The sequence below is a fragment of the Ramlibacter pinisoli genome (assembly GCF_009758015.1).
GTDB classification, from domain to species: domain Bacteria; phylum Pseudomonadota; class Gammaproteobacteria; order Burkholderiales; family Burkholderiaceae_C; genus Ramlibacter; species Ramlibacter pinisoli.
The window spans coordinates 161,530-185,456 of record NZ_WSEL01000011.1 but is presented as its reverse complement, the minus strand read 5'-3'; the positions used below and the strand labels follow the sequence as shown (position 1 = coordinate 185,456).

24 protein-coding genes are annotated in these 23,927 nt (G+C 72.3%); 7 read left to right on the top strand and 17 right to left on the bottom strand.

Annotated features, from left to right (window positions below; all coding sequences use genetic code 11):
- Positions 1–13: 13 nt before the first annotated feature.
- Together rimI and tsaB are read right to left on the bottom strand one after the other, a co-directional pair.
- A complete protein-coding gene (gene rimI / locus GON04_RS26015) occupies positions 14–481 on the bottom strand; it encodes a ribosomal protein S18-alanine N-acetyltransferase (RefSeq protein WP_157401025.1) in 468 nt (155 codons plus the stop codon).
- Positions 478–1,182 (bottom strand): tRNA (adenosine(37)-N6)-threonylcarbamoyltransferase complex dimerization subunit type 1 TsaB, encoded by a 705-nt coding sequence (tsaB, locus tag GON04_RS26010; protein WP_157401024.1) that lies wholly within the window; start codon positions 1,180–1,182, stop codon positions 478–480. Before tsaB ends, rimI begins: the two co-directional genes overlap by 4 nt.
- Before the next feature lie 63 nt (positions 1,183–1,245).
- On the opposite strand from tsaB, the gene dacB reads away from it, so the two are divergent.
- Positions 1,246–2,628 carry a D-alanyl-D-alanine carboxypeptidase/D-alanyl-D-alanine endopeptidase gene (dacB, locus tag GON04_RS26005; RefSeq protein ID WP_157401023.1) on the top strand — a complete coding sequence of 461 codons (1,383 nt, stop codon included), beginning with the start codon at positions 1,246–1,248 and terminating at the stop codon, positions 2,626–2,628.
- A complete protein-coding gene (locus GON04_RS26000; RefSeq protein WP_338051063.1) occupies positions 2,625–2,903 on the top strand; it encodes a SemiSWEET transporter in 279 nt (92 codons plus the stop codon). The genes dacB and GON04_RS26000 overlap by 4 nt, the downstream gene beginning before the upstream one ends.
- 73 nt (positions 2,904–2,976) lie before the next feature.
- Here the strand turns inward: GON04_RS26000 and GON04_RS25995 are convergent, their stop codons facing one another.
- From GON04_RS25995 to purE, 4 genes are all read right to left on the bottom strand, one after another.
- Positions 2,977–3,948, bottom strand: a complete 972-nt coding sequence (locus GON04_RS25995; protein WP_157401022.1) for an SGNH/GDSL hydrolase family protein — start codon at positions 3,946–3,948, stop codon at positions 2,977–2,979.
- Positions 3,949–4,013: 65 nt separating this feature from the next.
- Positions 4,014–5,009 (bottom strand): L-threonylcarbamoyladenylate synthase, encoded by a 996-nt coding sequence (locus GON04_RS25990; protein ID WP_157401021.1) that lies wholly within the window; start codon positions 5,007–5,009, stop codon positions 4,014–4,016.
- A 3-nt stretch (positions 5,010–5,012) separates the two neighbouring features.
- Positions 5,013–6,176, bottom strand: coding sequence for a 5-(carboxyamino)imidazole ribonucleotide synthase (locus GON04_RS25985; protein ID WP_157401020.1), 1,164 nt, complete (start codon positions 6,174–6,176; stop codon positions 5,013–5,015).
- A complete protein-coding gene (gene purE, locus GON04_RS25980) occupies positions 6,173–6,667 on the bottom strand; it encodes a 5-(carboxyamino)imidazole ribonucleotide mutase (RefSeq protein WP_157401019.1) in 495 nt (164 codons plus the stop codon). Before purE ends, GON04_RS25985 begins: the two co-directional genes overlap by 4 nt.
- Before the next feature lie 46 nt (positions 6,668–6,713).
- Between purE and trxA the strand changes: the two genes are divergently transcribed.
- Entirely contained in the window at positions 6,714–7,616 is a 903-nt protein-coding gene (trxA, locus tag GON04_RS25975; RefSeq protein ID WP_157401126.1) for a thioredoxin, read from the top strand.
- 12 nt (positions 7,617–7,628) lie between these two features.
- On the opposite strand, the gene GON04_RS25970 is transcribed toward trxA, so the two are convergent.
- The 3 genes from GON04_RS25970 to pyk all read right to left on the bottom strand — a co-directional run bounded on the left by GON04_RS25970 (position 7,629) and on the right by pyk (position 11,390).
- Positions 7,629–8,537: a phosphoribosylaminoimidazolesuccinocarboxamide synthase gene (locus GON04_RS25970; protein WP_157401018.1), complete on the bottom strand. Its 909-nt coding sequence runs from the start codon at positions 8,535–8,537 to the stop codon at positions 7,629–7,631.
- Positions 8,538–8,715: 178 nt separating this feature from the next.
- The gene (fba, locus tag GON04_RS25965) at positions 8,716–9,780 is read right to left on the bottom strand and encodes a class II fructose-bisphosphate aldolase (protein ID WP_157401017.1); all 1,065 of its coding nucleotides are present in this window, start codon (positions 9,778–9,780) and stop codon (positions 8,716–8,718) included.
- A gap of 176 nt (positions 9,781–9,956) precedes the next feature.
- Entirely contained in the window at positions 9,957–11,390 is a 1,434-nt protein-coding gene (pyk, locus tag GON04_RS25960) for a pyruvate kinase (protein ID WP_157401016.1), read from the bottom strand.
- Between the two features lie 164 nt (positions 11,391–11,554).
- Here pyk and GON04_RS25955 point away from each other — a divergent pair, with 164 nt between their 5' ends.
- Entirely contained in the window at positions 11,555–12,637 is a 1,083-nt protein-coding gene (locus GON04_RS25955; RefSeq protein WP_157401015.1) for a fatty acid desaturase, read from the top strand.
- 19 nt (positions 12,638–12,656) lie between these two features.
- Here GON04_RS25955 and GON04_RS25950 read toward each other — a convergent pair whose 3' ends face one another.
- The 6 genes from GON04_RS25950 to def all read right to left on the bottom strand — a co-directional run bounded on the left by GON04_RS25950 (position 12,657) and on the right by def (position 17,007).
- Positions 12,657–13,850, bottom strand: coding sequence for a phosphoglycerate kinase (locus tag GON04_RS25950; protein ID WP_157401014.1), 1,194 nt, complete (start codon positions 13,848–13,850; stop codon positions 12,657–12,659).
- 83 nt (positions 13,851–13,933) lie between these two features.
- A complete protein-coding gene (locus GON04_RS25945; RefSeq protein ID WP_157401013.1) occupies positions 13,934–14,275 on the bottom strand; it encodes an AzlD domain-containing protein in 342 nt (113 codons plus the stop codon).
- Positions 14,272–15,009: an AzlC family ABC transporter permease gene (locus tag GON04_RS25940; RefSeq protein WP_157401012.1), complete on the bottom strand. Its 738-nt coding sequence runs from the start codon at positions 15,007–15,009 to the stop codon at positions 14,272–14,274. The genes GON04_RS25945 and GON04_RS25940 overlap by 4 nt, the downstream gene beginning before the upstream one ends.
- On the bottom strand, positions 15,009–15,971 hold the full coding sequence (gene fmt, locus GON04_RS25935) for a methionyl-tRNA formyltransferase (RefSeq protein ID WP_157401011.1): 963 nt from the start codon (positions 15,969–15,971) through the stop codon (positions 15,009–15,011). The genes GON04_RS25940 and fmt overlap by 1 nt, the downstream gene beginning before the upstream one ends.
- Positions 15,971–16,480 (bottom strand): hypothetical protein, encoded by a 510-nt coding sequence (locus tag GON04_RS25930; RefSeq protein ID WP_157401010.1) that lies wholly within the window; start codon positions 16,478–16,480, stop codon positions 15,971–15,973. Before GON04_RS25930 ends, fmt begins: the two co-directional genes overlap by 1 nt.
- A 14-nt stretch (positions 16,481–16,494) precedes the next feature.
- Positions 16,495–17,007: a peptide deformylase gene (gene def, locus GON04_RS25925; RefSeq protein WP_157401009.1), complete on the bottom strand. Its 513-nt coding sequence runs from the start codon at positions 17,005–17,007 to the stop codon at positions 16,495–16,497.
- Between the two features lie 211 nt (positions 17,008–17,218).
- On the opposite strand from def, the gene GON04_RS25920 reads away from it, so the two are divergent.
- The 3 genes from GON04_RS25920 (at position 17,219) to GON04_RS25910 (ending at position 20,138) form a co-directional block, all read left to right on the top strand.
- Positions 17,219–18,442 carry a LysM peptidoglycan-binding domain-containing protein gene (locus GON04_RS25920; protein WP_157401008.1) on the top strand — a complete coding sequence of 408 codons (1,224 nt, stop codon included), beginning with the start codon at positions 17,219–17,221 and terminating at the stop codon, positions 18,440–18,442.
- 28 nt (positions 18,443–18,470) lie between these two features.
- Complete coding sequence (dprA, locus tag GON04_RS25915) at positions 18,471–19,592, top strand: DNA-processing protein DprA (RefSeq protein ID WP_157401007.1); 1,122 nt, start codon at positions 18,471–18,473, stop codon at positions 19,590–19,592.
- Between the two features lie 72 nt (positions 19,593–19,664).
- Positions 19,665–20,138, top strand: coding sequence for a Smg family protein (locus GON04_RS25910; protein WP_157401006.1), 474 nt, complete (start codon positions 19,665–19,667; stop codon positions 20,136–20,138).
- Positions 20,139–20,204: 66 nt separating this feature from the next.
- Here the strand turns inward: GON04_RS25910 and GON04_RS25905 are convergent, their stop codons facing one another.
- Both GON04_RS25905 and secF read right to left on the bottom strand, forming a co-directional pair.
- On the bottom strand, positions 20,205–22,946 hold the full coding sequence (locus GON04_RS25905; protein ID WP_338051062.1) for a DUF1631 family protein: 2,742 nt from the start codon (positions 22,944–22,946) through the stop codon (positions 20,205–20,207).
- 12 nt (positions 22,947–22,958) lie between these two features.
- On the bottom strand, positions 22,959–23,918 hold the full coding sequence (secF, locus tag GON04_RS25900; protein WP_181653808.1) for a protein translocase subunit SecF: 960 nt from the start codon (positions 23,916–23,918) through the stop codon (positions 22,959–22,961).
- Between the last annotated feature and the right edge of the window lie 9 nt (positions 23,919–23,927).

Genomic DNA, 23,927 nt, shown 5'->3' with positions numbered 1-23,927 from the left:
GCGGTGTCCGTCCTCACAGGCGCAGGCTCATGACGATGGCGTCCTCGCGCCCGCCCGCGGCCGCCGGGTAGTAGTTCTTGCGTTCGCCGACGCGCCGGAAGCCGTGCCGCTCGTAGATGCGCTGGGCCCGGGTGTTGCCGGTGCGCACCTCCAGCCACAGCCACTGGGCCCCCTGGTCGCGCGACCACACGGCCAGCGCGTCCAGCATCAGCCGGCCCCAGCCGCGGCCCTGGTCGCCCGGCGCCACCGTGATGTTGAGCAGGTGCACCTCGTCGACGCCCTTCATGGCGACGAAGTAGCCGATCAGGCGGCCGTCCGACCGCAGCAGCTGCGCCTGGTAGCCCGAGCGCAGCGAATCGGCGAAGTTGCCGGCCGTCCAGGGATGGCCGTAGGCGAGGCGCTCGATCGCCAGCACCTCGTCGAGGTCGCTTTCGGCCATCGGCACGAAGCCGGCCTGCTCGCTGTCGAACACCGCACTCATGGCGTGATTGTCGCGCCCGCGGCCGCCGCGCGGGCCGCTGCCCGCTCCTCGGTGGTCTGGGCGACCTTGTCGCGCACGTAGAGCGGCAGCGCCTCGTCGGCCGGCCGGCCCTCGCCGGCCGCCAGCAGCCCGGGCGCCAGCCGCAGCAGGGCCTGCGCGTCCGGCCACAGCTCCAGCTGCGCCGCGCCGGGCGCGATGCGGCCCGGGTAGGCGGCGAAGGCGTTGCCCGCCACCAGCCAGCCCGGCTGCGGGCCGACCGCCTGCGGCGCCGCCAGCCGGATCGGGGCCGCGCGCCGCCAGCCGCTGCCGCCCCAGGTGTACTCGGCGGCATAGACCTCGTCCATGCGGGCGTCCAGGACGGCCAGCACCTGAGTGGCTCCGCTGCGCGCCCGCGCCTCGTCGGCCAGCACCAGCAGGGTCTCGACCGGCAGCACCGGCACGCCCGCGCCCAGCGCCAGCCCCTGGGCCACGGCGCAGGCGGTGCGCAGCCCGGTGAAGGAGCCCGGTCCGCACCCGAACACGATGGCGTCCAGCGTGGCCAGCGGCACGCCGGCCTGCCCGAGCAGGTCCAGCAGCTGCGGGATCAGCGCCGCCGAGGCCTTGGCGCCGCCCTCGCCGCGGTGCACCAGCGGCGCGCGGCCCGGTACCGCCACGGCGATGCTGAGCCGGTCGGTGCTGGTGTCGAAGGCGAGGAGGCGCAAGGGGAAGGGAACGGCGGCGGGGCGGCCATTATCGGTGCCCGGCCAGCCGGGATAATCCGCCCCATGCGTGTCCTGCCGCTCCTGGCCGTCCTGCTCGCGGCGACCGCCGCATGGGCCCAGCCCCTGCCCCCCGAGGTCGACGCCGCGCTGGCACAGGCCCGGCTGCCGCGCGACGCGGTGACCCTGCTGGTGACCGACGTCGATCCGGCCCAGCCGCCTCGCCTGAGCCACCGGGCCGAGGTGCCGGTGAACCCGGCCTCGATCGCCAAGCTGGCCACCACGATGGCGGCGCTGGAGCTGCTCGGTCCTGCCTACACCTGGACCACGCCGGTCCTGACCGACGGCCCGATCGCCGGCGGCACCCTGCAGGGCAACCTGTACCTGCAAGGATCGGGCGATCCCAAGCTCGTGCTCGAGAGGCTCTGGCTGCTGCTGCGCCGGGTGCGCGCGCTGGGCATCGACCGCGTCGCCGGCGACATCGTGCTGGACCACGGCGCCTTCGCGCCGGTGTCCACCGACCCGAGCTCCTTCGACGGCGAGCCGCTGCGGCCGTACAACGCCACCCCGGACGGCCTGCTGCTCAACTTCAAGTCGGTGCTGCTCACGCTGGTGCCGCAGACCGACGGCCGGGCCCGCCTGCTGGTGGAGCCACCGCTGGCCGGCGTGCGCTGGCCGTCGACGGTCCCGCTGGTGCTGGGCGAATGCGGCGACTGGCGCAGCACCCTCAAGGCCGACTTCACCGACCCGCTGCGGCCGCGGCTGGCCGGCAGCTATCCGGCCGCCTGCGGCGAGCGCGGCTGGCCGCTGGCCTTCGCCGACCCGGCCAGCTACGCGACGCGCGCGGTGGCCGGCCTGTGGGCCGAGGTCGGGGGCCGGGTCGGCGGCGTGGTGCGCGACGGCCGCGTGCCGGCCACGGCGACGCAGCTGGCCGTGTCGGTCTCGCCGCCGCTGTCCGAGGTGGTGCGCGACATCAACAAGTACAGCAACAACGTGATGGCCCAGCAGCTGTTCCTGACCCTGGGTCTGCAGGGCCAGGGCCCGGCCACGCGCGAGGGGGCACGGGAGACGCTGCGCGCCTGGTGGCGCGACCGCATCGGCCCGGACCTGCCGGCGTTCGACAACGGCTCGGGGCTGTCGCGCGACGAGCGCATCACCGCCCAGCAGCTGGCGCGCCTGCTGCAATACACCTGGGCCTCGCCGCTGATGCCCGAACTGGCCGCCTCGCTGCCGGCGGTGGGCACCGACGGCACGCTGCGGCGCACCCGGACACCGGTCGGCGCGCACCTCAAGAGCGGCAGCCTGCGCGACGTGCAGGGCGTGGCCGGCTACGTCGACGGCGCCGGCGGCCGGCGCTACGTGGTGGTCGCGATCGCCAACCATCCGAATGCCGCCGGCTTCCGGCCGGCGGTGGAGGCGCTGCTGGCCTGGGCGGGGCGGGAGCGGTGAGCGGCGGCTGGATCGACTGGACCGGCTACCTGGCCGCGTCCCTGACCACCTGCAGCTTCGTGCCGCAGGCCTGGCTCACCTTCCGCACGCGCGACGTGCGCGGCATCTCGCTGGGCATGTACGGCGTGTTCGCGCTCGGCGTCGCGCTGTGGCTCGCCTACGGCCTGCTGCTGCGCGCCTGGCCGCTGGTGCTGGCCAACGGCATCACGCTGGCACTGGCGATCGCGATCCTGGCGATGAAGCTGCGCTACCGCTCCGGGCCGGCCGCGCGCTGAGCCGCGCCAGCCGGGCGCGCAACGAAAAGGGCGCCAGCGGCGCCCCTTGCATGGTCCGTTGGCGGCAGCGCCGTCACCAGCGCGCCCGCAGGCGGTCGAAGGCGTAGTCGCCGAACAGCGAGGCCGCCGCCGGCGTCACGTAGATGCGGTCGGCGAACAGCGTCAGCGCGATGTTGATGCCGGGGGTGATCGTCGCGTCGGTGCACAGCGCCGAATTGACCTGGCCGGCGCCGGTGCCGATGCCGGGGCCCGGATCGATCGAGTTGCAGGCCAGGTCGGTCACGTTGTTGATGCCGCCGTAGGTGGAGTTGTTCAGGTTCTGCGTCACCAGGTTGTAGTAGAACTCGGCGTCGATGTAGAGCACCCGGCTGGCGATGTTGAAGCCGAACAGGTCGGTCTTGAGCCGGATGTTGAACTGTTGCGACAGGTTGGACAGCCGCGTGGCCTGCCCGGTCTGGGTGGCCCAGGGCGTGCGCCCCAGGTCAAACACGCCCACCACGCCGACATGCTCGGCGCCCGAATTGGCGATCCGCTTCACCTGCGCGGCCAGGTCGGCGGCGGCCTGCTCGACGGCCGCCAGGGCCTGGTCGTCGTTCTGGGTGCCGGCGTTGATGGCCGCCACTTCGGCCACGATGTCGCCGATGCCGGCGTTCACCAGCACCAGGTCCTTGGCGCTGAAGGCCGGCTGGGTCGCCAGGAAGGTGTCCACCTGCTGGGTGATGGTCGGCGTGCTGGCGTCGCCGCCGGCGTCGGGCACCACGCGCACGCGCGCACTGCCGATGCCAAAGCCGAACCCGCCCGCGGCACTGGGCCGCAGCGTCAGTCCGTAGCGCAGGGCGATGCGCTCGTTCCAGGCGGCGGCGGTCGCATTGTTGACGGTGTAGCGGGTGCCGCGCTGGCCGACGTCGCTGAAGGCGTCGCCGAAGGCGACCACCCGGTTCGGGTTGAATTGCGACACCACGGTGCCGCCGCCGCAGGCGGCGACCACGATGGCCGACACGCAGGCGGCCGCGAGCAGCGCTCGGCGCAACCAGGAAACTTGCATGGGGGAGATCTCCGAAAAGCGGTCGCTAGTGTACCGAGCGCCCGATGCCCGCCCTCACGGGCGTGTCATGCAGCGGCCGCGCGCTGCAGGCGGTCGCGCACGCCGTCCCACTCGGGGCCGGGCGGCGGGGTCTCGATCCAGATCAACTGCATCTGCTGCTGGTCGAATTCGCGCAGCACCGCGAACAGCTGGCGGGCCGTCTCGCGCGCGTCGTCCGGCATGCGCCGGCGCAGCACCCGCGCCGACGGCGTGTGCAGGATGGCGCGCGACCAGGTGGCGATGTTGGCGGCGTCAGCGCCCAGCACGTCGAGCGCGGTCTGCAGCGCGCCGGCTTCCATCAGCCGCACCCGCGCCCGCGGGGCGTAGTGCGCCTCCAGCGTGCCGGAGGCGCGCGGCGCCGCATCGGGCAGGTCCTGCGGGCGCAGCAGCGGCTCGCCGCAAGCGGCCTCCAGCTGCTCCCGCGTGAGCACGCCGGGGCGCAGCAGCACCGGCCGGCCGCGGGTGCAGTCGACGATGGCCGACTCGATGCCGACCTCGCACGGCCCGCCGTCCAGCACCAGCAGGGCGTCGCCGAACTCGGCCTGCACGTGGGCGGCGGTGGTCGGGCTCACGCGGCCGAACTGGTTGGCGCTCGGCGCCGCCAGGCCCGGCACCGGCGGGGTGGCGGCGGCGCAGCCGGCCAGCAGCGCGCGGGCCACCGGGTGGCTGGGGCAGCGCAGGCCGATCGAGTCCTGGCCGCCGGCGGCGGCGGCGGCGACACCGGGGCGGCGCGGCAGGATCAGGGTGAGCGGGCCGGGCCAGAACGCGGCGACGAGGCGGCGGGCGACGTCCGGCACCTCGGCGGCGAAGGACGCGATGGCCGCGGCATCGGCCACGTGCACGATGAGGGGGTGGTCGCTCGGGCGCCCCTTGGCGGCGAAGATCTTCGCCACCGCCGCATCGCTGGACGCGTCGGCGCCCAGGCCGTAGACGGTCTCGGTCGGGAAGGCGACCAGCTCGCCCGCCTGGAGGCGGCCGACGGCGGCCTGCAGCGCCGCCGGATCACGGGCATCACGCAGCATGGCTCAGAACGCCTGGATGCCCAGCGCCGCGCAGGCCTCGAGCGCCGTGGTGCGGGCGCCGCGGGCCGACTCGGCGACCAGCGTGAGGTGGCCCATCTTGCGGCCGGGCCGTGCCTGCGGCTTGCCATACAGGTGCAGGCTGGCGCCCGGCAGGGCCAGCACGCGCTCCCAGGGCGGAGTGCGCTCGGCGCCGCCGGCGAACCACAGGTCGCCCAGCAGGTTGAGCATGACCGCGTGGCTGTGCTGGCGCGGCGCCACCAGCGGCAGGCCGGCCAGCGTGCGCACCTGCAGGTCGAACTGCGACAGGTCGGCGCCGTCGATGCTCCAGTGGCCGCTGTTGTGCGGCCGCGGCGCCATCTCGTTGACCACCAGCGTGCCGTCCTGCAGCACGAAGAACTCCACGCACAGCACGCCGACGTAGCCCAGCCCCTGGGCGATGGCGCGCGTGCCCTCGATCGCCTGCGCCGCGATTGCCGCCGGCAGCACGCCCTCGCCGACCTCGGTGACCGCCAGGATGCCGGCGCGGTGCAGGTTGCGCTGCACCGGCAGGTGCACCATGGCGCCGTCGGCGCCGCGCGCCACCACCACCGAGCACTCGAAGGCCAGCGGCAGCAGCTTCTCGAGCACGCAGGGCACGCCCTGCATCGCCTCCCAGGCCTGCACCAGTTCGGCCCGGGTGGCGACGCGCGCCTGGCCCTTGCCGTCGTAGCCCAGCCGGGCGGTCTTGAGGATGCCGGGCAGCAGCTCGTCCGGCACGGCGTCCAGCTGGTCGCGCGAGGCGATCACGGCATGCGGGGCGCAGGGCACGCCGCAGCGGGCGAAGTGCGCCTTCTCCTGGGCCCGGTCCTGGGCGATGGCCACGGCCGCCGCGCCGGGAGCGACGAAGCGCCGCGCGGCCAGCCGGGTGAGCGCTGCCGCCGGCACGTTCTCGAATTCGGTGGTGATCGCCGCGCAGGCTTCGGCCAGCTCGGCCAGCCCGCCCTCGTCGAGGTAGCCGGTGCGCACGTGCAGGTGGCTCACCCGCCCGGCCGGGCTGTCGGCGTCGGGGTCGAGCACGGCGGTGGAGTAGCCGAGCCGCTGGGCGGCGTGGACGAACATGCGGCCCAGCTGGCCGCCGCCCATCACGCCCAGCATGCTGCCCGGCGGCAGGAATGCCGGCGCCGTCATGCGGCGGGCGGCAGCGTCATGGCGCGCGCCGCGGCGGTCTGGCGGGCCCGGAAGGCGTCGAGCTGGTCGCGCAGCGCCGGCTGCTCGCCGGCCAGCATGGCCACCGCGAACAGCGCCGCATTGGCGGCACCGGCCGCGCCGATGGCGAAGGTGGCGACCGGGATGCCCTTGGGCATCTGCACGATGCTGTGCAGCGAATCGACGCCCTGCAGGTGGCGGCCGGCCACCGGCACGCCGAGCACCGGCACCGTGGTCTTGGCCGCCAGCATGCCCGGCAGGTGGGCGGCGCCGCCGGCGCCCGCGATGATGGCCTTCAGGCCGCGGCCGGCGGCTTCCTGGGCGTAGGCGAACATGTCGTCCGGCATGCGGTGCGCCGAGACGACCCGGGCCTCATGGCCGATGCCGAATTCCTGGAGAATCTGTACCGCGTGCTGCAGGGTCTCCCAGTCACTGCTGGACCCCATCACCACGCCGACCTGGACCGGGGGCATGTGCTGCTCCTAAAGGTTGAATTTTAAGGTGCCCGAGTCCCACGCCATGATCGACGTCACGCTAGAGAACTTCGAAACCGAAGTCATCGCCGCCTCCATGACCCAGCCCGTGCTGGTCGACTTCTGGGCCCCATGGTGCGGGCCCTGCAAGGTGATCGGCCCGCTGCTGGAAAAGATGGAGGCCGAATACGCCGGCCGCTTCAAGCTGGTCAAGATCGACTCCGACCAGGAGCAGCAGCTCGCGTCGGCGTTCGGCATCCGCAGCATCCCGACCTGCATCCTGCTGATGAACGGCCAGCCGGTCGACGGCTTCATGGGCGCGGTCCCCGAGGGCCAGCTGCGCCAGTTCCTCGACAAGCACGTGCCGCCGGCCGATGACGCCGCCGCCGAGGCCGAGGACGACCTGGTGGAGGAGCCGCCGCTGGACGCCGAGGGCCAGCTCGAGCAGCTGCAGCAGGCGGTGGCCACCAATCCAGCCGACGACGATGCGCGCTTCGAGTACGTCAAGGCGCTGCTGCTGGCCGGCCGCGTGGCCGATGCCCGCACCGCGTTCGCCCCGGTGGCCTCCAAGGTGGCCGCGGTGCGCCGGCTCGACTCGCTGCAGCGCGTGCTCGCCGCCGCCGACTTCGCGGCGCAGCAGGGCCAGCCGGCCGATGCGATCGCCGCCTTCGACGCCCGCATCGCGGCCAACCGGCGCGACTTCGAGGCCCGCTTCGGCCGCGCCAGCGTGCTGGCCGCGCAGCGCCGCTGGACCGACGCCATGGACGAACTGCTCGAGATCCTGATGCGCGACAAGGCCTGGAACGAGGACGCGGCGCGCAAGACCTACATCGCCATCCTGGACGTCATCGAGCCGCCCAAGCCCAAGGTGGCCGAGGGCCAGATCCCGCCCGACGATCCCACGGTGGCGACCTACCGCCGCCGCCTGTCCAGCGTCGTGCTGTCCTGAGCGCCGGCGGCCTCAGGCCGTCAGGCGCTCCAGCGCCTCGCGGTACTTGGCGGCCGTCTTCTCGACCACCTCCTTGGGCAGGCGCGGCGCCGGCGGCGTCTTGTCCCAGGGCTTGCCGTTGATGCGCACCTGCTCCAGCCAGTCGCGCACGAACTGCTTGTCGAAGCTGGGCGGGTTCTGGCCCTGCCGGAACGCCGCCTCGTAGCCTTCCACCGGCCAGTAGCGCGACGAGTCGGGCGTCAGCACCTCGTCCATCAGCACCACGTTGCCCTGCTCGTCAAGGCCGAACTCGAACTTGGTGTCCGCGATGATCATGCCCTTGGCCAGCGCGATGGCCGCCGCTTCCCGGTACAGCGCGATGCTGACGTCGCGGATGCGGGCCGCGACGTCGGCGCCGACCATCTCCACGGTGCGCTCGAAGCTGATGTTCTCGTCGTGCTCGCCCATGGCGGCCTTGGCGGCCGGCGTGTAGATCGGCTCCGGCAGCCGGGCCGCATTGGTCAGCCCGGGCGGCAGCGACACGCCGCACACCGCCTGGGTCTCCTGGTACTCCTTCCAGCCGCTGCCGGCCAGGTAGCCGCGCACGACGGCCTCGACCGGAATGGGCCGCAGGCGCCTGACCAGCATCGAGCGGCCGATCACCTGCGCCAGCTCGCCCGAGTTCACCACGCTCTCGGGCAGTTCGCCGGTCAGGTGGTTGGGGCACAGATGGGCCAGCTTGCCGAACCAGACCAGGGCCATCTGGGTCAGGAGCTCGCCCTTGCCGGGAATGGGCTCGCCCATGATGACGTCGAAGGCCGACAGCCGGTCGGTCGCGACCATGAGGATGCGGTCGTTGCCGACGGCGTAGTTGTCGCGCACCTTGCCGCGGGCCAGCAGGGGGAGCGAGGTGAGCGAGGAGGTGTGCAGGGCGGAGGTCATCGGAGGCTCTGGGGCGCTGCTGCGCCGGAGGGATCGATTATCCGCCGGGCGCGGCGGCAGCCGGTGGCCGCCGGGCAGCGGCAGGTCCTGCGGCTCCACGCGCTTGCGCCCGCCAAGCGCAGGCCAGAAACGGCGAAGCCCGCCGGGCGGCGGGCTTCGCAGGAACGGGAGCAGCGGGTCAGTGGACCGTCTGCGCCAGCTCGCCCTTCTGGTACTGGGCGGCCACGACCTGCAGCGCATGGCCCTTGATCTTGGGCGCCTGGCCGACGCAGCCGAACTCGACGTAGCGCTGCTTGCAGATCTGCTTGGCGGCCTCGCGGGCCGGCTTGAGCCACTCGCGGGCATCGAACTTCTCGGGGTTCTCGGCCAGGAACTTGCGCACCGCGCCGGTCATCGCCAGCCGGATGTCGGTGTCGATGTTGATCTTGCGCACACCGTGCTTGATCGCTTCCTGGATCTCCTCGACCGGCACGCCGTAGGTCTCCTTCATCTGGCCGCCGTACTGGCGGATGATGGCCAGCAGATCCTGCGGCACCGACGACGAACCGTGCATCACCAGGTGGGTGGTGGGCAGGCGGCGGTGGATCTCCTTGATGCGGTCGATGGCCAGGATGTCGCCGGTGGGCTTGCGCGTGAACTTGTAGGCGCCGTGGCTGGTGCCGATGGCGATGGCCAGCGCGTCCAGCTGGGTCTTGCGGACGAAGTCGGCGGCCTGCTCGGGGTCGGTGAGCAGCTGCTCGCGGGTCATGGTGGCCTCGGTGCCGTGGCCATCCTCCTTGTCGCCCTTCATGGTCTCGAGCGAGCCCAGGCAGCCGAGTTCGCCCTCGACGGTGACGCCCAGCTTGTGCGCCATGTCGACCACCTTGCGGGTGACGTCGACGTTGTAGTCGTAGCTCGCGATGGTCTTGCCGTCGGCCTCGAGCGAGCCGTCCATCATCACCGAGGAGAAGCCCAGCTTGATGGCACCGGCGCACACGTCCGGGCTCTGGCCGTGGTCCTGGTGCATCACCAGCGGGATCTCGGGGTAGGCCTCGAGCGCGGCCTGGATGAGGTGCTTGATGAAAGGCTCGCCGGCGTACTTGCGGGCCCCCGCGCTGGCCTGCAGGATGACCGGCGCGCCGGTCTCCTTGGCCGCTTCCATGACGGCCTGCACCTGCTCGAGGTTGTTGACGTTGAAGGCCGGGATGCCATAGCCGTTCTCCGCGGCATGGTCCAGCAGTTCGCGCATGGATACGAGGGGCATGGTGCAGTCCTGTCGAGATGAAAAACGAGTCCGCGGTCGCGGCCCCGGGACCGCGAGCGGAAGCCTCGAATTCTACCGGCCGGGTCTGCCGGCCGGGGCTGGGGCGGCGCCGGCCTGGCCCGTTCGGACTGGCGGGCGGCCCGCTGCGGACGCGCCGGCGGGCGGGCGGCCGGCGCTCAGGCCACGCGGCAGATCTTGAGCATGTTGGTGCCGCCCGGGGCACCCATGGGCTCGCCGCAGGTGATGGCGTAGATGTCGCCCGAGGCCACGATGCCGCGCCGCTTCAGGTGCGCCTCGGCGTCGCCGAGGGCGGTGTCGCGCTCGGCGCTCTGGTCCATCAGCAGCGGCCGCACGTTGCGGTACAGCGCCATCTTGCGCTGCGTCTCCAGCTTGGGCGTGAGCGCGTAGATCGGGATGTGGATGCGGTGCCGGCTCATCCACAAGGCGGTGGAGCCGGAATCGGTGAGCGCCACGATCGCCTTGCAGCCCAGGTGGTAGGCCGTGAACAGGGCGCCCATGGCGATCGACTGGTCGATGCGGGCGAAGCTCATGCCGGTGAAGTCGGCGTCGAGCTTCACGTCCTCGGCCATCTCGGCCTCGGCGCAGATGTTGGCCATCTCGACGATGGTCTCCAGCGGATACTTGCCCGCGGCCGTCTCGGCGCTGAGCATCACGGCATCGGTGCCGTCGAGCACGGCGTTGGCGACGTCGCTCACCTCGGCGCGGGTGGGCACCGGGTTGTTGATCATCGACTCCATCATCTGGGTCGCGGTGATCACCACCTTGTCGCACTGCCGGGCCATCCGGATCATCTTCTTCTGCAGCGCCGGCACCGCGGCATTGCCCACCTCGATGGCCAGGTCGCCGCGCGCCACCATGATGCCGTCGCTGGCCAGCAGGATGGATTCCAGGTTCGGGATCGCCTCGGCGCGCTCGATCTTGGCGATCAGGAACGGCTTGTGGCGGTAGTCGGAGGCGGCCACGTTGCACAGCTGGCGCGCCATCTCCATGTCGGTGGCGGTCTTGGGAAAGCTCACCGCCACGTAGTCGGCCTGGAAGCTCATGGCGGTGCGGATGTCCTCCATGTCCTTGGCCGTGAGCGCCGGCGCCGTCAGCCCGCCGCCCTGCTTGTTGATGCCCTTGTTGTTGGACAGCACGCCGCCGACCTTGACGGTGGTGTGCACCTGCTCGCCCTGCACCGAGTCGACGGTGAGCACGATCAGGCCGTCGTTGAGCAGCAGCACGTCGCCCGCGCGCACGTCGCGCGGCAGTTCCTTGTAGTCCAGGCCGACGCCCTGCAGGTCGCCCGGCTCGGTGCGCGAGGCGTCGAGCACGAACTTGGCGCCGCCCACCAGCGACACCTTGCCGTCGGCGAACTTGCCGACCCGGATCTTGGGACCCTGCAGGTCGGCCATGATGGCGACCTCGCGGCCGGCGCGCTGCGCGGCCTCGCGCACCAGGTTGGCACGGTCGATGTGGTCCTGGCCCTTGCCGTGCGAGAAATTCAGCCGCACGACGTTGACGCCGGCGCGGATCATCTGCTCGAGGAGCTTGGGATCGCTGGAGGCGGGGCCGAGGGTGGCAACGATCTTGGTGGCGCGTCGGGCCATGGGCGTTCTCTTCCTTCTGCAGTGGTGTCTGGCATTCTCACACGCGCGCCCGCCCGGCTGGCGGCCAGGCCCGGCGGGCGGCCGCGTTGACATGGATCAGCCGGTGCCGGCGGGGCCGCCCCTAGCATCGGCCGCTCCGCTCCGCCTCCACCGTTTCCGCGCCCATGTCCGCCGCCGCCACCCGTCCGATCCCGCCCGGCACCCCGCTGCCCCACCGCAAGACCATCCGCCAGTGGCTGGTGCCGCTGGCCAGCAAGGCCACCGGGCGGGCGCTGTTGCTGCTGGTGCTCGATGCCGCGCTGCTGGGCGCGGCGCTGGCCGGCACGGTGCTGCTGGCGGCGACCTGGGCCAAGCTGCTGTGCGGCATCGGCGCCGGCTTCGTCATCGGCCGCCTGTTCATCCTCGGCCACGACGCCTGCCACCAGAGCCTGACGCCGCACCGCGGCCTAAACAAGTGGATCGGCCGGATCGCCTTCCTGCCCTCGATCACGCCGTACTCGCTGTGGGACGTGGGGCACAACGTGGTGCACCACGGCTACACCAACCTCAAGGGCTTCGACTTCGTCTGGGCGCCCTGCACGCGCGAGGAGTACGCCGCCCTCGGCGGCGGCCGGCGCCTGCTGGACCGCATCTACCGCAGCGGCTGGGCCCCCGGCCTGTACTACCTGGTCGAGATCTGGTGGAAACGCATGTTCTTCCCCGCCCGCCGCCACATGCCGACGCGCCGTCCGGTGTTCCTGTGGGACAACCTGCTGGTGAGCGCCTACGCGGTGCTGTGGGCCGGCGGCCTGGCCTGGGCGGCGCGTGCCACCGGCCAGTCGACGGCCACCGTGCTCGTGGCCGGCTTCGTCGTGCCGTTCCTGGTCTGGTGCGCCATGATCGGCTTCGTGGTCTACGTGCACCACACCCACACGGCGGTGTCCTGGCACGACGAGCGCACGGCCTGGGCGCAGGCGGCGCCCTTCGTGTCGACCACCGTGCACCTGACCTTCCCGCTGGCGATCGGCAGCCTGCTGCACCACATCATGGAGCACACCGCGCACCACGTGGACATGGGCATCCCGCTGTACCGGCTGAAGCAGGCCCAGGCCAGGCTGGAGGAACTGCTGCCCGGGCGCATCGTCATCCAGCGCTTCTCGTGGCGCTGGTACTTCGACACCGCGCGCCGCTGCAAGCTGTACGACTTCCAGCGCCGCTGCTGGACCGACTACGCCGGCCGCGCCACCAGCGCGCCGCGGCCCGCCTGAGGGCCGCCCGCGCGCCGAGCTAGCCGGCCGCGCGCCTGGCCAGGATCTCGAACGCCGGCAGCGTCTTGCCTTCCAGCACTTCGAGGAAGGCGCCGCCGCCGGTGGAGATGTAGCCGACGTCCTTCTCGATGCCGTACTTGGCGATCGCCGCCAGGGTGTCGCCGCCGCCGGCGATGCTGAAGGCAGGCGAGGCCGCGATGGCGCGCGCGATGGTCTCGGTGCCGCCGGCGAAGGCGTCGAACTCGAACACGCCCACCGGGCCGTTCCAGACGATGGTGCCGGCCGCCATCAGCTGGTCGGCCAGCCGGCGCGCGGTCTGCGGGCCGATGTCCAGGATCAGGTCGTCGTCGGCCACCTCGGTGGCGGCCTTCACCGTGGCCGGCGCGTCGGCCGCGAAGGTCTTGGCGACCACCACGTCGGTGGGGATGGGCACCTCGGCGCCGCGCGCCTTCATGGCCTCGATGACGGCTCGGGCCTCGCCCACCAGGTCGGCCTCGGCCAGCGACTTGCCGATCTTCAGGCCGGCGGCCAGCAGAAAGGTGTTGGCGATGCCGCCGCCGACGATCAGCTGGTCGACGTTCTTCGCCAGCGACTGCAGGATGGTGAGCTTGGTCGACACCTTGGAGCCGGCCACGATGGCGGCCAGCGGGCGCCGGGGATTGGCGAGCGCCTTGCCGATGGCGTCGATCTCGGCCGCCAGCAGCGGCCCGGCGCAGGCGACCTTGGCGTACTGCGCGATGCCGTAGGTGGAGGCCTCGGCCCGATGCGCGGTGCCGAAGGCGTCGTGCACGAAGATGTCGCACAGCGCCGCCAGCTTCTGCGCCAGCTCGGGGTTGTTCTTCTTCTCGCCCTTGTTCAGGCGGCAGTTCTCCAGCAGCACCACCTGGCCCGGCTGGACGTCGACGCCGTCGACCCAGTCGGCCCGCAGCGGGACCTCGCGCCCCAGCAGCTGGCCGAGCCGCTCGGCCACCGGCGCCAGCGAGTCGGCCGGCTTGAACTCGCCCTCGGTCGGGCGGCCCAGGTGCGAGGTGACCATCACCGCCGCGCCGGCGTCCAGCGCCAGGCGGATGCAGGGGACCGAGGCGCGGATGCGCGTGTCCTCGGTGATGCGGCCGGCATCGTCCTGCGGGACGTTCAGGTCGGCGCGGATGAACACGCGCTGGCCACGGACCTTGCCCTGGGCACAGAGGTCGGAAAAACGAAGGACGTTCATGGGACGAAAGTGGAGACGGCAGACGAAGCCCGGAATTGTAGGCAGCGCCCCACCCCTGCCAGGCCACCCGCAGCCCGAAGGTGCTACCAGCCCAGGCCCAGGTGCAACGGGAGGTAGACCGCCATGCCGGCCAGCATGGTCAGCAGCACGCTGCCGCGCAGGTAGTACAGCAACGCCCCGGCCAGGGCGGCGTAGCAGCGCGCGTCCAGCCACGGCACGACCAGCGCGCCCTGCGTCAGCACCACCTCGGGCAGCACGACGCCGGCCAGCGCCGCCACCGGGGCGTACTGCAGCGCCCGCTCGGCCCAGCGCGGCAGGGTCCAGGCGCGGTCGAGGATGAAGAAGAAGCAGCGCGTGAGCACGGTGACGGCGGCCAGGCCGGCGATGACGGCCAGGGTTGCGAGGTCGGTGGCACCGGCGGTCATGCCGGATGCTGGCGCGGCGGTGCCCCACGCCGGCCCTCCAGCCAGGTGGCAGCGAGCACGGCGGCGCCGATCGCCACCACGATGTTGAGCTTGAGGGGCAACGCGTAGGCCGCCACGGCCACCGCGCCGGCGACCGCCGCCGCCAGCACCCGCAGCGGCGAGTTGGCCATGGAGCACAGGATGCCCACCAGGCACAGCACGCCGGCGAAGCCCAGGCCCCAGGAACTCGGGACGGCATTGCCCAGCGCGATGCCCGCCAGGCTGGCGCCGGTCCAGGCCAGCCAGGTCAGGCAGTAGTTGCCGGCCAGGTAGGCCTCCTGGGCGCTGCGGCCGGCGGCGTCGGTGGCCGGCTCCGGGTAGCGGCTGGTGAACAGCGCATAGGTCAGGTCGGCGGTGAGGAAGCCGTTGACCAGCCGGCGCCAGCGCGGCAGGTGCATCAGGTACTGGCGCAGGTGCAGGCTGAAGACGACGAAGCGCAGGTTGACGCAAAAGCCCGTGGCCCACACCACCCAGGGCGGTGCGCCGGCCACCAGCAGCGGGATCGCCGCCAGCTGCGAACTGCCGGCGTAGACCAGCAGCGTCATGGCGATCGCTTCGACCACGCTCATGCCCGACTTGACCATGGCGACGCCGGTCATCAGCCCCCAGGCCGCGATGCCGGTGGCCACCGGCGCGCTGGCGCGCAGCCCCTCGGGGAACTGCGGCAGCCGGCGCACCGAGCGCAGGAAGAACATCAGCGCCCGCCGCCCTCGAAGCGCTGGCCGGGGCTGACGGCCAGGCCCTGCAGCACCTGCGCGGCCGGCAGCCGCCGGCCGCCCGGGCGCTGCAGTTCGGTCAGGCGCAGCGCGCCGTCGCCGGTGGCGACGTCCAGGCCCTGGGGCGAGACGGCCAGCACGGTGCCCGGCGCCGCCGCGGCGGGCGCGATGACCTCGCCGCGCCACAGCTTGAGGGCCTCGCCGGCCAGCGTGCTGGTGGCACCGGGAAACGGGTCGAAGGCGCGCAGGCGGCGCTCGATGGCGGTGGCCGGCTGCGACCAGTCGAGCTGCGCCTCGGCCTTGTCGATCTTGTGGGCGTAGCTCACGCCCGCGGCCGGCTGCGGGGTGCGCGCCAGCGCGCCGCGGGCGGCCAGCGCCAGCGCCTCGACGACCAGCCGGGCGCCGAGCGCGGCCAGCGTGTCGTGCAGCGTGCCGGTGGTGTCGCGCGGCGTGATCGGCAGCGGCTCCACCAGCAGCATGTCGCCGGTGTCCAGGCCGGCGTCCATCTGCATGATGGTGACGCCGGTGTGGGCGTCGCCGGCCTCGAGGGCGCGGTGGATGGGCGCGGCACCGCGCCAGCGGGGCAGCAGCGAGGCATGGATGTTCAGGCAGCCACGCCGCGGCGTGTCCAGCACCCACTGCGGCAGGATGAGCCCGTACGCAGCCACCACCAGCACGTCGAGGTCGGCGGCGCGCAGCAGGTCGCGCGCCTGCGCCGCGTCGTCGGGGAACTTGCCATCCAGCCGCAGGCTGCGCGGCTGCGCGACCGGGATGCCGTGCGCCAAGGCGGCCTGCTTGACGGGCGAGGCCTGCAGCTTCAGGCCGCGCCCGGCCGGGCGGTCAGGCTGGGTGAGCACCAGCGGGATCGTGTGGCCGGCCGCGTGCAGGGCCTCGAGGGCGGAACGGGCGAAGTCCGGGGTCCCGGCGAAGGCGACCCGCATCAAGGCCGCAGCGGGCTGCCGCGCAGCGTCTCGATGCCCGGATGGGCCCGCCGCACCACGTTCTGCGGGTCGAGGTAGACCCAGTAGAAGCGGTCCATGTCGGGGCCCTCGTTCCAGCGGTAGGTCATGATGTCGCCGTTCCAGCTGGCGACATGGTCGACCTTGGCCGGGCGGCCGAACTCGCGCTCGACGTCGGCCCGCGTCCACTGGCCGAGGTTGGCGTTGAGGCGGGCGAAGTCGATCGGATTGAGGACCTGTCGAACGGACACCATGCGTCCGCCGGCATCCATGTCCACCATGTAGGCGTACTGGCCGGCCGGCTGCAGCGAGTACTGCAGGCGCTCACCGCCATTGGGCAGCGGCACCACCGCGGTGGGGCGCCCCATGCTGGCGAACACCTGGTCGCGGCTCGCGCCGGGCTGCAGGTTGGAGCCGGTGGCACAGCCCGCCAGCGCCAGAACGGACGCCGCGCCGGCTGCGGCCGCCAGGATTCTCAGGGTCCGAGTCATACACGCTCCCTGGGTCAAACGCGCTCCGTGTCCCGTCGCGCCTTCAGCATCTTGGTCTTGATGCGGTTCCGTTTCAAGGGCGACAGGTACTCGACAAAGACCTTCCCGAGCAGGTGGTCCATCTCGTGCTGGATGCACACCGCCAGCAACCCATCGGCTTCCAGCTCGCGCGAGCGGCCCTGCTCATCCAGGGCCCGCACCCGCACCCGGGAGGCGCGCTCGACGCCGTCGTAGATGCCGGGGACCGACAGGCAGCCTTCGTCATTGACCTGGCGCTCCGGACTGGACCAGGTGATCTCCGGGTTGACCAGCACCAGCGGCTGGTTGCGGTCCTCCGAGATGTCGATCACGACCACCCGCTCGTGCACGTCGACCTGGGTGGCCGCCAACCCGATGCCCTGGGCCTCGTACATGGTCTCGAGCATGTCGGCGATCAGCTGGCGGACGCGGTCGTCCACGGCCGCGACCGGGCGGGCGACGGTGTGCAGGCTGGGGTCGGGGTAGCGCAGGATGGTCAGGAGGGCCATGGAGAAGAGATGCGGATGGGGGCGGGAAATTCCCGGCGCGGGTCGCCCGTCGGCTCCCCGGCATGCCGGTCGTCCCGTCGCGGGGAACTGTCGCTATTTTCGCCACTTTTGCGGAGACTCGACCGGCGAAGCGGCCAAAAACGTTGCCCGATCAAGGGCTTGGGCCCAGAATCGACAGCGATTTGTCAAGTCAGTTACGAGGAGGAAGAACATGATGGCGCATCGCCTGGCAGCAGCCGGCTTCCCGGGGCGCGCGCGCGCCACCGTTGTGTTGGCCGCGGCCCTCGCCGCCGTCCCCGCCCTCGCGCAGAACCTGCCCGTCACCCCCGGCCAGCGCTCCACCGCCGAGCAGGTGGCCCAGGCCGGCGTGCCGCTGAGCGAGCTGGCGCCCAACGCCCCGGACAGCTACACGGTCAAGACCGGCGACACGCTGTGGGCGATCTCCAAGGTCTTCCTCACCAGCCCGTGGCGCTGGCCCGAGCTGTGGGGCATGAACATGCAGGAGGTGCGCAATCCGCACCGCATCTACCCCGGCCAGCAGCTGGTGCTGGAGAAGAAGGACGGCCGCGCCCGCCTGCGCCTGCAGGCCGGCACCGAGGCCGTGCCCACCGAGGCGGTGCGGGTGTCGCCGCGGGTGCGCATCCAGGCCCTGGCCGACGCCGCCCTGCCGACGCTGCAGCCGCACCTGATCGAGCCGTTCCTGGCCGAGCCGGTCATCGTCGATGGCGGTGTGCTGGAGGCCTCGCCGCGCATCGTCGCCGGGCCCGAGAACCGGGTCCTGCTGACCCGCGGCGACCGGGTCTATGCCCGCGGCAGCAACGGCGTGCAGATGACGGCGCGCGCGTCCGGCCCGGCGGAGGAATTCCGCATCTTCCGCAACGCCGTGCCGCTGCGCGACCCGGTCACCCGTGCGGTGCTGGGCTACGAGGCCCAGTACCTGGGCAAGGCGGCGCTGCTGCGCGGAGAGACGGTGGAGGCGGTGCCGACCAGCGACGGCGGCGCCCGCAACACGCCGGTGCCGGCCACCCTCGACATCGTGTCGGCCCGCAGCGAGATGCGGGTGGGCGACCGGCTGCTGCCCGAACCGGGTCGCCAGCTGGTGAGCTACGTGCCGCGCGCGCCCGAGGCGGTCGTCGACGGCGCCGTGGTGTCCATGTACGGCGACGCGGTGGCACTGGCCGGCCAGAACTCGGTGGTGGTGATCAACAAGGGCCGGGCCGAGGGCATCGAGTCCGGCCACGTGCTGGCCATCCTGCGCCGCGGCGCCAGCCTGGTCGACCGCTCGCAGCCGGGCGAGCGCACCGAGATCAAGCTGCCCAACGAGCGCAACGGCCTGATGATGGTCTTCCGCCCCTTCGAGCACCTGTCGTACGCGCTGATCCTGGACAGCACCGAGGGTGTGCAGATCGGCGACCGCGTCATCAACCCGCGCTGAGGCGTCACCGCCCGCTGGCGCGCTTCCCATGGAGCGCGAGGAACTCGCCGCCTGGTTGCGCCTGGCCCAGACCCCAGGCGTCGGCCGCGCCACGGCCCGGCGCCTGCTGGCCGCCTTCGGCCTGCCTGGCCAGCTGTTCACCCAGACCCCGCAGGCGCTGGACGCCGTGCTGCCGCCGGCACTGGCCGAAGCCCTGCTGGCCGAGCCGCCCGGCTGGGCCGACCAGGTCGAGCGCACCTGGGCCTGGCTGCAGGAGGGCGCCGACCGCCGGCTGCTGACGCTGGCCGATCCCGACTATCCGCCGGCGCTGCTGCAGACCGAAGACCCGCCGCTGCTGCTCTATGCCCACGGCCAGCCCTGCGCGCCGTGGCCGGCCGCCATCGCCGTGGTCGGCAGCCGCAATCCGACCCCGCAAGGCCTGGCCCACGCGCGCGACTTCGGCCGCGCCTTCGCGCAGGCCGGCCTGACGGTGGTCTCCGGCCTGGCGCTGGGCATCGACGGGGCGGCGCACGAGGGCGCGCTGGAGGGCGCCGGCGCCGGCCAGCTGGCCACCATCGCCGTGGTCGGGACCGGGCTGGACCGCGTCTACCCGAGCCGCCACCTGGAACTGGCGCACCGCATCGCCCGCCAGGGGCTGCTGCTGTCCGAATATCCGCTCGGCATGGGTCCGCTGGCGGCCAACTTCCCGCCCCGCAACCGCATCATCTCGGCCCTCGGCCAGGGCACGCTGGTGGTCGAGGCGGCCTTGCAGTCCGGCTCGCTGATCACCGCGCGGATGGCCGTCGAACAGGGCAAGGACGTGTTCGCCATCCCGGGCTCGATCCACTCGCCGCAGGCGCGCGGCTGCCATGCCTTGCTCAAGCAAGGCGCCAAGCTGGTCGAGACGGCGCAGGACGTGCTCGAGGAACTGGCGCCGGCAGCCGTGGCGGCGCCGCGCGCGCCGGCCCCGGCGGTGCACGAAGCCCCGGTCGACCGGCGCGCAACGGCGCTGCTGGAGGCGCTGGGCTTCGACCCGGTCGGCCTCGATGCGCTGGTCGCCCGCACCGGCATCGCCGCCTCGACGCTGCAGGCCCACCTGCTCGAACTGGAGCTCGCCGGCCGCGTGGCGCGGCTGCCGGGCGGCCTGTTCCAGCGCCAGGCGTCGGCTTGAGCGGCGACGCTTGCGGGCAACAGTGGGCCAAATCCGCGCCGACGGCGGCGGGGTCTGGGCTATATTGGGTCCATGTTCGAAGTGCTGGTGTTCGTGTACGAAAACTACTGGCGCGGGGATGCATGCCCCGAACTCCAACAGCTGGAGCGCAAGCTCAATGCGCACGGCTTCGAGCCCGACGAGATCCACCAGGCGCTGGACTGGCTCGATGGGCTGAACTTCGCGGCCCAGAGCGCCGAATTCGATGACGCCGCGGCGCCCGCCCCCCAGTCCAGCCACGGCATGCGGGTCTACTCGGTCGCCGAGCAGGACCACCTGGGGGCGCAGTGCCTGGGGTTCATCAGTTTCCTGGAGACCGCCGGCGTGCTGCCACCGGCGCTGCGCGAGATCGTGGTCGACCGGGCGATGGCCGTGCCGGGCGATCCGGTCGCCGTCGACGACCTGAAGATCATCATCCTGATGGCGTACTGGAGCACCGGCCGCGAGCCCGACGCCCTGGTGCTCGACGAGCTGTGCGACGACACCACCGGGCGCCTGCCGCACTGAGCGGCGCCGGGACTCCATGACGAAGGGCCGCTTGCGCGGCCCTTTTCTATTCGGGCGCGCGGCGGCCTACGCCAGCAGCCGCTCGGGGTTGGCGTCCAGCTTGGCCAGCGCGTCGCGGGTGGCACGCACGGTGAGCGCCTCTTCTTCCGCCGGCAACACCAGGCCGGCCTGCAGGTAGGACGCCAGGCGCCGCAGCTGCACCAGGAAGCTGCGGCCCTCGGCCGAGGCGAACAGGTGCAGCTGGCGCCGGTCGCTGCGCCAGACGTACTGCACCTGGTGCACCGTGCCGTTGTGGTCGAGGGTGAACCAGTTGCCCTGCTGCAGCTCCAGCGCCCAGGACAGCATCGCGTCGCTGGGCTTGGAGCCGCCGTCGGCCACCACCTCGATCATCGAGGCGTCGATGCCCAGCATCATCTCGATGCTCTCGGCATCCAGCGGCAGGTCGGCTTCGGCGCCGGGATCGTCGGAGACGAAGTCCTCCAGGTTGGCCAGCCGCTTGGTCAGCGCCTCGATCTGGGCCTGCGGGATCGACTCGGTCTTGGACATGAAGGCGTCGGCCAGGGTGTCGCCGATCACCTTGATCTGCTTTTCCTGCTCCGCCGCCTGCAGCCCGAGCAGCGACATGCCGGCGCGCAGCCGCGTGAGGAGGTTGGGCAGGTCCTGGATGACCTTGGCGCGCTCGGCCCGGTTGGGCTTGGCGCTGGCCGACCACACCAGGTCGGCGGCCGACTTCTTCATGGCAATGGTGTCGGCATGCTGCGGGCCGTTGCGCACCGCGGCCACGGCCAGCACCTCGGCCCAGACCTTGAACAGGAACTCCCGGATCTCGTCGCGCACCGGGATGTCGTTGAGCATCTTGCGCAGCTCGATGGTGTACTGGATCGCCATCGTTTCCTTCTGCTCGACCTGCTGCGCCACGCTCACCAGGCGCTGGGTGTCGCCCTTCTCGGTGAGGAACTTGGCAAGGAACTTCTGGAACTCGTCGTACACCAGCTGGAACACGCGCCGGCCGGTCTCGGGATACTGCTCGATGACCTGCACCACCCGCTTGATCTCGCTCTCGAGTGCGCTGCCGCCGATGCTGGCGGCGTTGAAGCCGAGCACGCAGGAGCCCATGCGGTCGATCAGCTGGCGGGCCGGGTGCTGCAGGGTGCCGAAGAACTCGGGTTCGGCCAGCGCCACCCGCAGCACCGGCATCTGCAGCCGGGCGAACCACACCCGCACGGCGGCCGGGATGCGCTCCTCGGACAGGATGCTCTGGAACATCAGCGCGACGATCTCGATGGTGGCCTTCTCGGTCTGGGTCGCGGCCTTCTTCTTGAGCTCGGTGGTGCGCTGGCGCAGGTCGACGGCGACCTGCTCCACGGCGGCGTCGTCGAAGACCACCACCTCCTGCAGGGTGTTGGCCTGCTCCTGCAGCTGGGTGTTCACCTGCGTCTGGACCTGGGTCGCGTGCCGCTGGATCGCCTCGGTCAGTGCCGGCGACGCGCCCCCCGCGCCCTGCTCGGGGTTGTAGCCGGCCTTGTCGGTGAGCAGGCGCCGCAGCTGGCCGATGACGCCCGAGGCCCGCATGCGGGCGCGCGCCAGCGGCGTGCTGGACGTCATCAGGCGGGTCTCGTCGGCCACGCCGCCCATGCTGCGGGTGCCCTGGCCGCCGGCCGGCTCGCCCGGACCGCCGCCGGCCGCGCCGCCCCCTGCGGATGCGCCGCCCTGGAAGCCGGTGCCGCCGGAACCGGCACCGGCGGACCCACCACCTTGGACGCCGGCACCGGGGGTGCCGCCACCGAACCCGCCGCCGTGGCCACCTGCACCGTGGGCACCGGCGCCGTGGCTACCCGTGCCGTGGGCACCTGCACCGGCGAAGCCACCGCCCTGGAAAGGCGCGCCGGGGCCGCCACCGCCCTGCAGGCCGCCGCCCATCGCACCGGCCCCCCCGGGCACGGTGGCGCCGCCGGGCACGGTGGGGCCGCCCGGCATGCTGGCGCCGCCGGGGATGGAGTAACCGCCCGAGGGGCCGCCCGCATAGTCGCCGCCGTACCCGCCCGAGGTCGAGCCGCCGCCTGCGGACCAGCCGCCCGTCCCGGGGTCGCCCTGGGCCGCCGGATCGGCGCCCGGCTCCGCGGCCGGACCGCCCCCCGGGGCACGCCGCAGCGGACCGGCGCGCCGCACCCGCTTGGACAGCTCGATGTCCGGCATCACGCCGCGCTCGACCAGGAAGGCGTTGAGGGACTTGTAGACCGGCACCAGGCCGCCGGCCATGTGCTTTTCGATGACGTCCTGCGCCGCCTGCCAGTGCGGCCGCGTCAGCCCGCTGCCGGTCCATTGCTCGAGCATGAGCTGCGCGATGGCCTCCGGCCGCAGGATGTCATCGCTGGCGAGATCGCCGTCTTCCAGGTGCTGCATGCGCACCTTCAGGTCGTTCAGCTCCCAGCTGGCCTTGTCGCCGATGGCCTGCGCCAGGCGCGAGGACAGGATCTTGGCCTCCACCACGTCGTCGCCGATCAGCTCGAGGTTCAGCATCTCGAGCCGCACCCGGGTGGTGGCCGTGGCCGGCACCAGCGCCTTGCGCCAGGCGCGCACGGTGCCTTCCTGCCAGGCGACGCGCTGGCGGTCGAACTCGAGCAGCGCATCGCGCCGCTCGTGGCCTTCCCGGCTGTTGGTGGCGCTGTCCACCAGTTCGCTGAGCCGGTTGCGCACGGCGTCCGCCAGCGGCCTCAGGGTCTCCAGCAGTCCCGCCACGAAGTGCTCACGCGCCTGTCGTGCCAGCGGCAACGAGGGGGGCGGCGGGGGAGGAGGCGAGCGGAACACGGTGTCGGACGGTCAGACCATGGCGCCGGCGTTGGGGTCGTTCGGGTCTTCCTTGCGGGAGCCGCCGCCGCCCCCCTTGACCAGGTCCTCCCGCTTGACGCCCAGCCACATGGCGATGGCGGCAGCGACGAACACCGACGAATAGATGCCGAAGCAGATGCCGATGGTGAGCGCGAGCGCGAAGTAGTGCAACGTGGCGCCGCCGAACAGCAGCATCGACAGCACCATGATCTGGGTCGAGCCGTGGGTGATGATGGTGCGGCTGATGGTGGAGGTGATCGCGTTGTCGATGATCTCCACCGTGTTCATCTTGCGGTAGCGGCGGAAGTTCTCGCGGATCCGGTCGAAGATGACCACCGACTCGTTGACCGAGTAGCCCAGCACCGCCAGCACCGCCGCCAGCACCGCCAGCGAGAACTCCCACTGGAAGAAGGCGAAGAAGCCCAGGATGATGACCACGTCGTGCAGGTTGGCGACGATGGCCGCCACCGCGAACTTCCACTCGAAGCGGAAGGCCAGGTAGATCATGATGCCGGCCACCACCATGGCCAGCGCCTTGAGGCCGTCGGTGGCCAGTTCCTCGCCGACCTGCGGGCCGACGAACTCGGTCCGGCGCAGGGCGACGGCCGGATCGGCGGCCTTGAGCGCGCCCATCACACGCTCGCTCTGTTGCGCGGAACTGACGCCTTTTTGCGCCGGCAGCCGGATCATGACGTCGCGGGCGGTGCCGAAGTTCTGCACCTGCACGTCGGCGAAGCCCAGGCCGGAGACGGTCTGGCGGATGCGCTCGACGTCGGCCGGCTGGCTGTAGGCGACCTCCATCACGGTGCCGCCGGTGAACTCCACCGAGAGGTGCAGGCCCCGGTGGAACAGGAAGAAGACGGCCGCGGCGAACGTCAGGAACGAGATCAGGTTGAATGCCAGCGCGTTCCGCATGAACGGGATGTCGCGCCGGATCTTGAAGAATTCCACTACAGCTCT

Coding starts and splice junctions, on each gene's coding strand:
- trxA (WP_157401126.1), top strand. CDS start 6,714: ATGATCGACGTCACGCTAGAGAACTTCGAAACCGAAGTCATCGCCGCC.
- GON04_RS25920 (WP_157401008.1), top strand. CDS start 17,219: ATGATGGCGCATCGCCTGGCAGCAGCCGGCTTCCCGGGGCGCGCGCGC.
- GON04_RS25985 (WP_157401020.1), bottom strand. CDS start 6,176: ATGACGGCGCCGGCATTCCTGCCGCCGGGCAGCATGCTGGGCGTGATG.
- dprA (WP_157401007.1), top strand. CDS start 18,471: ATGGAGCGCGAGGAACTCGCCGCCTGGTTGCGCCTGGCCCAGACCCCA.
- fba (WP_157401017.1), bottom strand. CDS start 9,780: ATGCCCCTCGTATCCATGCGCGAACTGCTGGACCATGCCGCGGAGAAC.
- GON04_RS25955 (WP_157401015.1), top strand. CDS start 11,555: ATGTCCGCCGCCGCCACCCGTCCGATCCCGCCCGGCACCCCGCTGCCC.
- GON04_RS25945 (WP_157401013.1), bottom strand. CDS start 14,275: ATGACCGCCGGTGCCACCGACCTCGCAACCCTGGCCGTCATCGCCGGC.
- pyk (WP_157401016.1), bottom strand. CDS start 11,390: ATGGCCCGACGCGCCACCAAGATCGTTGCCACCCTCGGCCCCGCCTCC.
- GON04_RS25970 (WP_157401018.1), bottom strand. CDS start 8,537: ATGACCTCCGCCCTGCACACCTCCTCGCTCACCTCGCTCCCCCTGCTG.
- GON04_RS25910 (WP_157401006.1), top strand. CDS start 19,665: ATGTTCGAAGTGCTGGTGTTCGTGTACGAAAACTACTGGCGCGGGGAT.
- GON04_RS25940 (WP_157401012.1), bottom strand. CDS start 15,009: ATGTTCTTCCTGCGCTCGGTGCGCCGGCTGCCGCAGTTCCCCGAGGGG.
- dacB (WP_157401023.1), top strand. CDS start 1,246: ATGCGTGTCCTGCCGCTCCTGGCCGTCCTGCTCGCGGCGACCGCCGCA.
- GON04_RS25930 (WP_157401010.1), bottom strand. CDS start 16,480: ATGACTCGGACCCTGAGAATCCTGGCGGCCGCAGCCGGCGCGGCGTCC.
- GON04_RS25995 (WP_157401022.1), bottom strand. CDS start 3,948: ATGCAAGTTTCCTGGTTGCGCCGAGCGCTGCTCGCGGCCGCCTGCGTG.
- purE (WP_157401019.1), bottom strand. CDS start 6,667: ATGCCCCCGGTCCAGGTCGGCGTGGTGATGGGGTCCAGCAGTGACTGG.
- GON04_RS25950 (WP_157401014.1), bottom strand. CDS start 13,850: ATGAACGTCCTTCGTTTTTCCGACCTCTGTGCCCAGGGCAAGGTCCGT.
- rimI (WP_157401025.1), bottom strand. CDS start 481: ATGAGTGCGGTGTTCGACAGCGAGCAGGCCGGCTTCGTGCCGATGGCC.
- def (WP_157401009.1), bottom strand. CDS start 17,007: ATGGCCCTCCTGACCATCCTGCGCTACCCCGACCCCAGCCTGCACACC.
- fmt (WP_157401011.1), bottom strand. CDS start 15,971: ATGCGGGTCGCCTTCGCCGGGACCCCGGACTTCGCCCGTTCCGCCCTC.
- GON04_RS25990 (WP_157401021.1), bottom strand. CDS start 5,009: ATGCTGCGTGATGCCCGTGATCCGGCGGCGCTGCAGGCCGCCGTCGGC.